Raw genomic sequence first — 11,020 nt, 5'->3', positions numbered from 1 at the left:
GAATTAAATCAACATGCTTAATAAGAATTATATCAAATAAAATCTTGCAATATTACTCGTTGTATATTACAATAAAAACAACAAGATACATCAATATAAATACATAGATGAAATCACAAGAAAATAGTGAATTTCATAAAATTTATTAGAAAGGGCAGGTACACAATATGGCTTTAACATTATCAAAAAAGGCGCAGGCAGTAAAACCTTCATCAACTTTAGCAAATACAGCTAAGGCAAAGTAATTGAAGGAACAAGGTATCGATGTAGTAGGATTAGTAGCAGGAGAACCTGACTTTAATACCCCTGAGAATATTAATAATGCTGCTATCAAAGCAATCCATGATGGTTTTACTAAATATACGCCAGCTTCTGGTATTGATGAATTAAAAAAAGCAATTTGTGATAAATTTGCTAATTTCAACAAATTACAATATCAACCAAATCAAATTGTTATTAGTAATGGTGGAAAACATTCATTAACAAATATCTTCACTGCTATTTTAAATCCAGGAGATGAAGTTATTATACCCGCACCTTTCTGGTTAAGCTATCCTGAAATCGTTAAGTTAGCTGATGGAGTTCCAGTAATATTAAGATGTGAGAAGTCACAAAACTACAAATTAACAGCAAAGCAATTAGAAGAAGCATGTACGGAAAAAACAAAAGCACTTATCTTAAACACTCCAAACAATCCAACTGGTATGGTTTATTCAAGAGAAGAATTACAAGCAATTGCTGATGTTGTAGTGAAAAAAGATATCTATGTAGTATCTGATGAGATGTATGAAAACTTAATCTATGGTGGGGCTGAACATGTAAGTATTGGTTCCTTAGGTGAAGAAATCTATAAAAGAACAATTACATGTAGTGGTGTAGCTAAGAGTTATGCTATGACAGGTTGGAGAATAGGTTATACAGGTTCTTCTGCTGAAATAGCTAAATTAATGGGAAGTGTACAAAGTCATCAAACTTCAAATCCGAATTCAATTGCACAAAAAGCTACCGTAGAAGCTTTATCAGGACCTCAAGTTACAGTTGGAATTATGAAAAATGAATTCAACAAACGTAGACAATATATGTATGAACGTTTATGCAAAATGCCATTAATTGATAGCGTAGAACCGAAAGGGGCATTTTACAGTTTTATTGATGTCAGCAAATTATTAGATAAATCATATAAAGGTGAAAAAGTTGAAACAGTTGGGAAACTTGCAGATATATTAATTGAAGACTACAATGTTGCAGTTATTCCATGTGGAGACTTTGGATTTGATGACCATATTCGTTTATCTTATGCAATCTCATTGGAGCAAATCCAAAAGGGATTGGATAGAATTGAAAGATTCATCAATGATTTAGCGTAAAAACTTATTTCTATTGAAAAGTAATTATTCAGTTACTTGCTTTTAGGATAAAAAAGTCTATATAATATCATCATATTATAATACGATGGTATCATATAGACTTTATTGGTATTATACTATAGAATGAACAAGCAAATTAAAAAGGAGAAGGTTCTTACTATGAGTGAATATAAGAGAATTAAAAGAGAATTAAAACATAAAGGGGCTATTGTAGATTTCTATTCAGATACTATGGAATTACCAAACAAGAAAATAGTAGAATGGGATTTGATTAATCATAAAGGGGCTGCTGCAATTATTCCTGTAGATGAAGATGGAAAGATTCTAATGGTACGTCAATATCGTAATGCAATAGAGAAATATTCATTAGAGATACCAGCTGGTGGTAAGGAACCAGAGGAAGATATGATGACTTGTGCTATGAGGGAATTAGAAGAAGAAACAGGGTATCGTACAGAGCATGTTGAGCATCTTGTTGATATCTATACAACAGTAGCTTTTTGTAATGAGAAAATAGGAATCTATTATACAACGCAGTTGATACCATCAAAGCAACATCTTGATGAAGATGAATTTGTTAGCGTTGAGCGTTATACAATAGATGAACTTGTAGAAATGATTTTTAATGGGACAATAGAAGATGCTAAGACGATTGCTGCAATTATGTCCTATAAAGCAAAAAGAAATCTATAAGCAATCATTTTTTCTGATCTTCCAACATATGATAGTATAACTAGTACAATTTTGTTAAAGGGGGAAATCTGTATGAAGAGTACTATGAATATGTTGAAAAATCGGTTAGGCATTTATCGTCTTGCAGCAATCCTTTTATTAATAGGAATTGTACTTGGTACTATAGCAGCCAATATATTTCAAAAATTCTATTTAAATGATTTGGAGACTATTAATCGTTAATATGGTACTAATGTAAATTTAATTAATATTGATTACGGAAGTTTGATGAAGTACATAATCATTAGACATTTAAAAGAATTTGCTATGGTATGGATTAGTTGCTGTATGGTGTTTGGAATGCCTTTGTTATCGTTGTTAATTACATATAAGGGGATATGTATAGGTTTTACATTGTCAAGCTCTATATTGTGTTATGGCTTCAAAGGGGTAACTCTTTATTTTGCATATATATTTCCACAATGTATTATATACATACCAGTATATATCTTAATGGTTAAAAAGGGGTATGAATTATGCGAGAGTTTATATTTTAGTGGCAAAATCTCGTTTAAGGGAAAAAAGAATGTGGTAAGAGAATACCTGCCTATTCTTTTGATTCTATTGTTGTTTTTAGGGATTGGTTGTATTGTTGAAACGTATATTAACAGCGCCTTAGTTAGAAACATAGTCGGGTGGTTTATGAAGCAATAAATTAGAAGAAGAGGCTTTTACAAAATTATTGGTATTTTGTAAAAGCCTCTTTATATGATATTACACTTGATCAGCAATAGTGTATAATAATTCTTCTGTCTCTTTCCAACCTAAACAAGGATCTGTGATAGATTTTCCGTAGATATGATCAGAAATCTTTTGACAACCTGGTTCGATGTAACTTTCGATCATTACACCTTTAACAAGATTAGCGATTTCGTTAGAAACTTTACGACTGTGAAGGATTTCTTTTACGATACGAGGTTGTTGATCGAATAATTTATTAGAGTTTGCGTGGTTTGCATCAACGATAGTAGCTGGATTAACCAAATCTCTTTCTGCATACATATCAACTAGACGAATCAAGTCTTCATAATGATAATTAGGAATTGATTGACCATGTTTGTTAACAGCACCACGAAGGATTGTATGAGCAAGTGGGTTACCAGAAGTTTCTACTTCGTAAGCACGGTATAAGAAAGTGTGGCTACATTGTGCTGCAACGACAGAATTTAGCATTACTGATAGGTCCCCACTTGTAGGATTCTTCATACCAGCAGCAACATCCATACCACTGATTGTTAGTCTATGCTGTTGATCTTCAACAGAACGGGCACCTACAGCTACGTAAGATAAGATGTCATCAACGTATGGCCAGTTTTCTGGATATAGCATCTCATCAGCAGCGGAAAGTCCAGTTTCAGCAAGTGCACGTAGATGCATTTTTCTCATAGCCATTAGACCTTCTTGAAGATCAGGTTCTTTCTCTGGATTTGGTTGATGCACGATTCCTTTATAGCCTTCACCTGTAGTTCTAGGTTTGTTTGTGTAGATACGAGGAACGATTAATAATTTGTCAGATACCTTATCTTGAACTTTAGCAAGTCGATTTATGTAGTCACATACAGAATCTTCATTATCTGCAGAGCAAGGACCAATAATAACTAGGAATTTATCTGATTCGCCTGTTAAGACATTTTTGATCATTTCATCACGGTTTGCTTTCCATTTGGCATGTTCCACAGGAACAGGCAAAGCTTGCTTTAATTCCTCTGGTGACATAACTTCTTTTATTAATTTAAAACTCATTCTGATTCTCCTTTGCTATTTGAAATTCATAAGAATTATGGTAAGATATTAGAAACTATTTAGTTTGATCTTAATTGATTAGGTGATACCAACCAATAATCCATGAATAATTAAAAAAAATACGTATGATAATACGTTAATATGTCGAAGTCTATTGTATACGGTTTCAGGTGATAAGTCAATCTTAAGTGAAATATTATGAAGTGATGAATGTTATATAATCAGTAGAGATAGATAGGAGTTTTACAAACACCTAATTTGATAATTATAAGAATAGAAAGGTGAAAATGATGATTAATAGAAAAAAGAAAATAATTATCTAAATAATACTATGCTATTTATTAGTATTAACATTAAGTGCTTGTCAAAGTAATGTAAGTAATAATAAAGATAATGCATTACAAGAGAATACTACATCAATAAAAAATGAAGAAAAAACTAGTACTAACAGTGTGGGATCTGTAACAGATAGTACTAGCAGTGATGTGATGGGTGAAACCAATGAATTAAATGAAACCAATAAAACGAATGAAGGAAATGATACGGAAGAGACTAATAAGCCAAACGAGCCAAACAGTCCAAATGTAGCTAATGATCCGAATAAAGTAAACAATCCCAATAATCCCAACAACCCTAATGACTCAAACAATCCTAATGAGTCAAACAATTCGAATAGCCCTAATTCGAATAATACACCAAATGGACCAAACAAAGGAAATGAGACAAATACCCCGAATACTACCAATAGCCCACAGGAATCTAATACCCCAAATAGTAAACCTTGATTGGACAAGTTAATGGATTTTTAGCAAATTATAGTAACATTACAATAAAAGACAGTTTTCTATTCATAGAAAACTGTCTTTTATTAATATCTATTAATTAGGGCTGTAAATCGAAGAAATATGCTTATCTTAGAAGTACAAGATAAGCAAAGTATGCTGCATATCCTATAATCATAAGTATTCCTCCGGATTTACCGATTTTTCTGTCTCGAAATACACAAATTAATAGTACTACTGCAGCTGCGATTGCAACAATTGCATCTATGATAAAACTACTTGCATAATTTACAGGCGTAATAAGTGCAGTAGTTGCTAGTACGAATAAGATGTTGAATAAATTACTACCAACAATATTACCAACAGCAATGTCGTCTTTCCCTTTCTTAGCAGCAGTGATGGAAGTGATTAATTCTGGTAATGAAGTACCAAAAGCAACGATTGTTAAGCCGATAAAACGAGGACTCATACCAAAGATTTCAGCAATATTAGATGCACTGTCTACTGTTAAATCACTACCGATAATAATGGCAGCCATACCAAGTATCGTTATAAGAATGAGATACGGAATCTTATCCTTTTCGCTTGCTTCAGGTACATCGTCCGCCTGCGCCTTACCAGATTTTGATAATCGAATTAAGTAGATAAAGAATATAATAAACATTACCCAGAGGATAGCTCCGTCAAGAAGAGTGAGTGTTCCGTCTAAGCCCAGCAATAAAAGTACTAATGTTGAGATAATTACATAAGGTAATTCGAAGTATAACGTAGATTTTTGAATGCTAAGTGGAAGGATAATGCAAGTAATACCTATGATGATTAGTATATTGAATATGTTACTTCCTAAAACATTACTAATTGCAATATCTGCATTCTTATCAAGCGCAGCATTAATACTAACCGCAGCTTCTGGGGCGCTTGTACCGAATGCCACGATCGTTAAACCGATGACAAGTTGAGGAATATGGAATTTGTCTGCGATTTTAGAAGATCCTTCTACAAATTTGTCTGCACCTTTGATAAGTAGTACAAATCCTAAGACCAGAAGGATTAGTTGAATAATAATTTGCATATAATTTACCTTTTCTTTCAATAATTTCTAATAAAAATGACAAAAGTCAATAAATATTTTAAAATGTCAAGTTAATATCGTCAAGAGGTTTATTTAAAATATAGAATATATAGTAGGATGTGATAATGTTGCGTAAGATTATGAAGATAATAGTTATTGCAATTAGTATTTTGTTGGTTGTAAACTTTTTATACCAAAGAACATCATTATATTTTCTTGATATGCCACATTTGCCGCTATCACAACATTTGAACAAAGATAATCTTGTTATGGAAACAGGAGAAACTTTCCGCTTGTCTGTTATCGCAATTAATAAAAGAGTACATTATAGCTCAAAAGATTTTAAAATTGCTTATGTAAATCTGAATGGGAAAGTATTTGCTAAGAAGACAGGTGTAACATTTATTACAGCTAAGGTAGGTAAGAAAACGTTTCGATGTAAAGTACGTGTAATTGCAATTAGCAGAAAAACATTGACACTTGATGTTGGTGAGAAGTATAAACTTCATGTTTATGGAGATAGTATTGTAAGCAATGTTACTTGGAAATCAAGTAATTCTTCGGTAGCTTACGTAAACGAATATGGTAATGTAAAAGCAAAGAGGAAAGGAACTACAGTGATAACCGCTAAAGTACATGGAAAAAAACTTACCTGTAAACTAAAAGTCGAATAGTAATTGTCATATTTTTGAGATAAGCTGCTTAAAATATAGTAATACTTACGTATATTAGAAGAGGTAAGAATGAGTAAGAAGAGATTATACAAGTTAATTACGCTACTTCTCTTAGTGGTAATGGTCACGTCTAGTGTTGTTAGTGCATCCACCACCAGTAAACAAGAAACTACTGCTAGCAATGATACAGAACAAAAACAAGAAGATAAGCAAGAAGATAAGCAAGAAGATAAACAAAAGGAAAAAGTAACGCAAAGTGACACACAAAACGTACAGACAGTATCAGACATTGGTTTTACACTTGATTCAAATAGTGTTGTGCTTATGGAAGCTTCAACAGGTGCAATCTTATATTCAAAGGATATGGATAAACAAGTGGAGCCAGCTAGTATTACTAAAATTATGACACTCTTACTTATCTTTGAAGCACTTGATTCTGGAAAAATTAAGTTAGAGGATTCCGTTAGTGTAAGCGAACATGCTGCTTCAATGGGTGGTTCACAAGTTTATCTAGAGCCATATGAGACACAAACGGTAAATGATATGATCAAATGTATAAGTATTGCAAGTGCTAATGATGCTTGTGTAGCTATGGCTGAATATATTGCTGGATCTGAGGAAGAATTCGTTAAACGTATGAATCAAAAAGCGCAAGATTTAGGAATGAAGAATACGCACTTTGTGAATGCTTGTGGGCTTGATGTAGCAGATCATTATTCAAGTGCATTAGATGTCGCACTTATGTCTAGAGAACTTATTACGAAGCATCCAGAGATTAGTACCTATTCAACTGTTTGGATGGATACAATTACTCATACAACGAAAAAGGGAACAAGTGAATTTGGTCTTACCAATACGAATAAACTTGTTCGTTCCTATAAGGGAATCACAGGACTTAAGACTGGATCAACTGGAAAAGCAAAATATTGCCTATCAGCTACAGCAAACAGGAATGGTATGGATATGATTGCGGTTGTAATGGGAAATCCTAATCCATTACAGAGATTTGTAGAAGCTGCTAAACTTCTGGATTACGGTTTTGCTAATTGTAGTCTATTCATTGATGATCATAAGGACCTAGTGATTGAGCCAGTACAGGTAAATAAAGGTATTGAAGAAACCGTTGAAGGTAAGCCAGGTGGAGAATTCCATTATCTATGTTTATCGAATACAAATCCTGATGAGATTAAGAAAGAAGTTACAATAGCTGAATCGATTACTGCTCCTGTTAAAGAAGGCAGTAAAATAGGTGAAATCATATATACATATAATGATAAGAAAATTGGGTCAATAGATATTGTCGCTGTAAAACAAGTAAAAAAAGCTAAATTCAGTGATTATTTTGGCAAGGTTGTTCGAAAATTTTTCTTATCAGATAAGAAATAACATGTTATAATGTAGCATTAGGATTCCGATATAAAATATAGGAGGTATAGGAATGGTAGAATTAATTTGGGTAGGTATTATCATTGTCCTATTTGTATTCCTAATGCATAAGGAAATTCATCATTTGACAGTATCTAAGTTTGAGATACATTCAGATAAAATACCAGTAGAATTTGATCGTGCTAAAGTTGTTTTATTAACTGATTTGCACAATAATACATTTGGGGAAAACAATGAAGATCTACTTAGAAGAATAAGAAATGAACATCCTGACTATATCATGATTGCAGGTGATATGTTGGTCGGCCATAAAAAAGCAGACTATTATGGAACGTTAAACTTTCTTAAGGTGCTTAGTGAAGAGTTTACCATTTATTATGTGAATGGTAATCACGAACAGCGTCTTGCTGAAGAAAAAGATACAAAAGATACGATTTACAAAGAATATCATGATATATTAGAAGCAAATGGAATACATTTTGTTCACAATAGGACTATTAAAATAAAAAGAAAAGATGCAGTGATCAATGTTACAGGATTGGAGATTGCATCGGATTATTATAACAAATTCAATCGCCCGGCAATGACGAATGAATATATCGAAACATGCATTGGAAAATGTAATCCAAAAACATATAATATCTTATTGGCACATAATCCAATGTACTTTGATTATTATGTCCAATGGGGAGCGGATTTGGTGTTATCTGGTCATGTACATGGTGGAGTTATGCGTCTTCCGTTCCTTGGTGGAGTCATATCTCCACAATATATTCTATTCCCTCGTTTTGATAGTGGTAGATTTGAAGAAGGTTCATCAACAATGTTACTCTCTAGGGGGTTGGGCGTTCATACATTAAAGATACGTATCTTTAATCGACCTGAGATGATGGTATTCACTTTGAACAGAGATGAATAATCGCAGGATAGGCAGGAACTAATGGAGAAATGTGCTTGCTTAATTTCATATATCTTACTATAATAATTATATGTGACAATAAAAATCAACGTGGAGGTTGCGATGAGAGAGGCATTATTGAATGTGGGTGCGGCATTGGTTGCGGGAATAGTGATTATGATACTTCACGAATTACCGAAATCGATCATATATTGCGTAAGAAGTCGAGCCGAGTGGAAAGAGCAACCAAACTATGAACAAAGAATAAAACGAGCAGTAAAGGATATATTTAAGCTGTGGAGATATGTGGATCCAATCGGTCTGTTGTTGTGCGTTACTACATATTCTGGTTTTTCTAAACCTTATATGTATAGGATGAAAGACAGAGAGACGAATAAGATATCCGGCTTTGTAGGTTTTATTACACTTTTCCTAATAGCAGTGGTTAATATAGTAATATTAAGAATGCATTTTATAGAAGTTAATCTTGAAAAATTGACCACATGGTATTTCTATTTCTTCTACTTTATGGCATATATCAGTATTAATATGTTTATAGTTAATTTGATCCCAATTACAACGTTTGATATGGGATTGCTTGTTGCAGGGTATTCACCTAGCAAATATTTTTCAATTATTAAAAGTGACCATACGATTAAGATGATATTGTTAATTGCGGTATTGTTGGGATTAATTTCAACAATTAGTGGATTAATTATGAGTACATTACTGGTAATACTATAAAGTAAGATAAGAAAGATGGTGTAAACATGGGGATACCTGTTAAGTTGGAAGCGTTCGAGGGCCCACTTGATTTACTTCTTCATTTGATTGATAAAAACAAAGTAAATATCTATGATATACCAATTGTTGAGATAACAAAACAGTATATGGATTATTTACAAGAAATGGAAAAGAAGGATCTCGATGTAATGAGTGAGTTCCTAGTTATGGCAGCTACCCTTGTTAATATCAAAGCAAAGATGCTTCTGCCAAAGGAGAAGAATGAAGAAAACGAAGAAATCGATCCTCGTCAAGAACTGGTAGAACGATTACTTGAATATAAGATGTATAAGTATATCTCAACAGAATTAAAGGATAAACAAGTAGATGCAGAAAAAGTAATATTCAAAGGTGCAACGATTCCGAAAGAAATCTCATCTTATAAAGAAGAGGTTAATATAGAAGATATACTGGGTGACTTGACGTTAGCAAAATTACATGAGATTTTTGAAGCTGTTTTAAAAAGACAAGAAGATAAGATTGATCCTATAAGAAGTAATTTTGGTAAAATAGAAAAGGAAGAGATTACATTAAGTGATAAGATGGTAGATATTGAGGAATATGCAAGAAGGCATAAGAACTTTAGTTTCCGCAAGATGCTAGAATATGCACAGTCTAAGATGGAGGTTATTGTTACTTTCCTTGGAATTCTTGAGCTTATGAAAGTAGGAAAGATTGAGATATATCAAGAAGATGTATTTGAAGATATTCAGATACAATATACGGGACAAGTTGAGTAAAGGATAAGCGGTGTAATATGGAGATAAGTAAGATTGAAGCGATAATAGAAGCAATATTGTTTACAATGGGAGAAGCGGTTGAGCTTGATCGAATAGCTGGAGTAGTTGGTCATGACGAAGCAACAGTTAGAAGAATAATTCGAAACATGATGGACAAGTACGATACTGAGGATAGAGGAATTCAGATTATTGAATTAGATAATTCGTATCAGATGTGCACCAAGGCTTCTATGTATGAGTCGATTATCAAATTAACTCATATACCAAAAAAACATGTTCTTACTGATGTTTTGCTTGAAACATTATCAATAATTGCGTATAAGCAGCCAATAACGAAATTAGAAATTGAACAAATTCGTGGAGTTAAGACAGATCATGCAATTAATAGGCTTATTGAATATAACTTAGTGTGTGAAGTTGGGCGACTTGATGCCCCAGGTAGACCAATATTAGTTGGTACTACGGAGGAGTTCTTAAGAAGTTTTGGAATTACCTCACTAGAAGATCTGCCTCTCATTAATCCAGAAGTTGTTGAAGATTTCAAACAAGAAGCAGAAGAAGAAATTCAATTACAGTTAGAAGTATAATTAAATAGAAGTATTATAAAACAATCTCGAGTTGTTGAATGTCATATGATGGACAAGGAATCCCTGTCATAGACACAACATTTTGAGATTGTTTTTTGATTTGAGCTTAATTATAATTGTTTTCTTGATGATTCTTCGAGGTTGATTGTGGTTGTCTTTCCGGCACAATTGGAGCCGATAAGTCCCATAATAAATCCTTTCGGGAGTAAAAATGAAATAATTTACAAAAAAAGAATTTTTTACTTTACATATATAC

Annotated in this window: 13 protein-coding genes; 11 read left to right on the top strand and 2 right to left on the bottom strand. The window is 32.8% G+C overall.

The genetic code is table 11. From position 1 onward, the window contains the following. Nucleotides 1–245 precede the first annotated feature (245 nt). From ACW2QF_RS13980 to ACW2QF_RS13965, 4 genes are all read left to right on the top strand, one after another. Nucleotides 246–1,367 carry a pyridoxal phosphate-dependent aminotransferase gene (locus ACW2QF_RS13980; protein WP_455716621.1) on the top strand — a complete coding sequence of 374 codons (1,122 nt, stop codon included), beginning with the start codon at nucleotides 246–248 and terminating at the stop codon, nucleotides 1,365–1,367. A gap of 159 nt (nucleotides 1,368–1,526) precedes the next feature. Beyond that, nucleotides 1,527–2,060 carry an NUDIX hydrolase gene (locus ACW2QF_RS13975; RefSeq protein ID WP_455716620.1) on the top strand — a complete coding sequence of 178 codons (534 nt, stop codon included), beginning with the start codon at nucleotides 1,527–1,529 and terminating at the stop codon, nucleotides 2,058–2,060. A 72-nt stretch (nucleotides 2,061–2,132) separates the two neighbouring features. Beyond that, entirely contained in the window at nucleotides 2,133–2,282 is a 150-nt protein-coding gene (locus ACW2QF_RS13970) for a hypothetical protein (RefSeq protein ID WP_455716619.1), read from the top strand. Nucleotides 2,283–2,303: 21 nt separating this feature from the next. Next, entirely contained in the window at nucleotides 2,304–2,753 is a 450-nt protein-coding gene (locus ACW2QF_RS13965) for a stage II sporulation protein M (RefSeq protein WP_455716622.1), read from the top strand. Nucleotides 2,754–2,813: 60 nt separating this feature from the next. Here ACW2QF_RS13965 and ACW2QF_RS13960 read toward each other — a convergent pair whose 3' ends face one another. Next, nucleotides 2,814–3,842 (bottom strand): 3-deoxy-7-phosphoheptulonate synthase, encoded by a 1,029-nt coding sequence (locus ACW2QF_RS13960; protein ID WP_455716618.1) that lies wholly within the window; start codon nucleotides 3,840–3,842, stop codon nucleotides 2,814–2,816. Nucleotides 3,843–4,294: 452 nt separating this feature from the next. On the opposite strand from ACW2QF_RS13960, the gene ACW2QF_RS13955 reads away from it, so the two are divergent. Continuing rightward, a complete protein-coding gene (locus tag ACW2QF_RS13955; RefSeq protein ID WP_455716617.1) occupies nucleotides 4,295–4,627 on the top strand; it encodes a hypothetical protein in 333 nt (110 codons plus the stop codon). Nucleotides 4,628–4,751: 124 nt separating this feature from the next. On the opposite strand, the gene ACW2QF_RS13950 is transcribed toward ACW2QF_RS13955, so the two are convergent. Next, nucleotides 4,752–5,696, bottom strand: a complete 945-nt coding sequence (locus ACW2QF_RS13950) for a calcium/sodium antiporter (RefSeq protein ID WP_455716616.1) — start codon at nucleotides 5,694–5,696, stop codon at nucleotides 4,752–4,754. A gap of 125 nt (nucleotides 5,697–5,821) precedes the next feature. Here ACW2QF_RS13950 and ACW2QF_RS13945 point away from each other — a divergent pair, with 125 nt between their 5' ends. The 6 genes from ACW2QF_RS13945 (at nucleotide 5,822) to scpB (ending at nucleotide 10,764) form a co-directional block, all read left to right on the top strand. Next, nucleotides 5,822–6,370 carry an Ig-like domain-containing protein gene (locus ACW2QF_RS13945; protein WP_455716615.1) on the top strand — a complete coding sequence of 183 codons (549 nt, stop codon included), beginning with the start codon at nucleotides 5,822–5,824 and terminating at the stop codon, nucleotides 6,368–6,370. Nucleotides 6,371–6,439: 69 nt separating this feature from the next. Further along, on the top strand, nucleotides 6,440–7,756 hold the full coding sequence (locus tag ACW2QF_RS13940) for a D-alanyl-D-alanine carboxypeptidase family protein (protein WP_455716614.1): 1,317 nt from the start codon (nucleotides 6,440–6,442) through the stop codon (nucleotides 7,754–7,756). Between the two features lie 52 nt (nucleotides 7,757–7,808). Further along, nucleotides 7,809–8,675 (top strand): metallophosphoesterase, encoded by an 867-nt coding sequence (locus tag ACW2QF_RS13935; RefSeq protein WP_455716613.1) that lies wholly within the window; start codon nucleotides 7,809–7,811, stop codon nucleotides 8,673–8,675. A gap of 102 nt (nucleotides 8,676–8,777) precedes the next feature. Then, complete coding sequence (locus tag ACW2QF_RS13930; RefSeq protein WP_455716612.1) at nucleotides 8,778–9,398, top strand: site-2 protease family protein; 621 nt, start codon at nucleotides 8,778–8,780, stop codon at nucleotides 9,396–9,398. Between the two features lie 26 nt (nucleotides 9,399–9,424). Further along, nucleotides 9,425–10,177, top strand: coding sequence for a segregation and condensation protein A (locus ACW2QF_RS13925; protein WP_455716611.1), 753 nt, complete (start codon nucleotides 9,425–9,427; stop codon nucleotides 10,175–10,177). A 17-nt stretch (nucleotides 10,178–10,194) separates the two neighbouring features. Beyond that, the gene (gene scpB, locus ACW2QF_RS13920) at nucleotides 10,195–10,764 is read left to right on the top strand and encodes an SMC-Scp complex subunit ScpB (RefSeq protein ID WP_455716610.1); all 570 of its coding nucleotides are present in this window, start codon (nucleotides 10,195–10,197) and stop codon (nucleotides 10,762–10,764) included. Nucleotides 10,765–11,020 lie beyond the last annotated feature (256 nt).

It is taken from the genome of Anaerosporobacter sp. (genome assembly GCF_965301125.1).
This window is presented reverse-complemented; position numbering and strand designations above follow the sequence as displayed.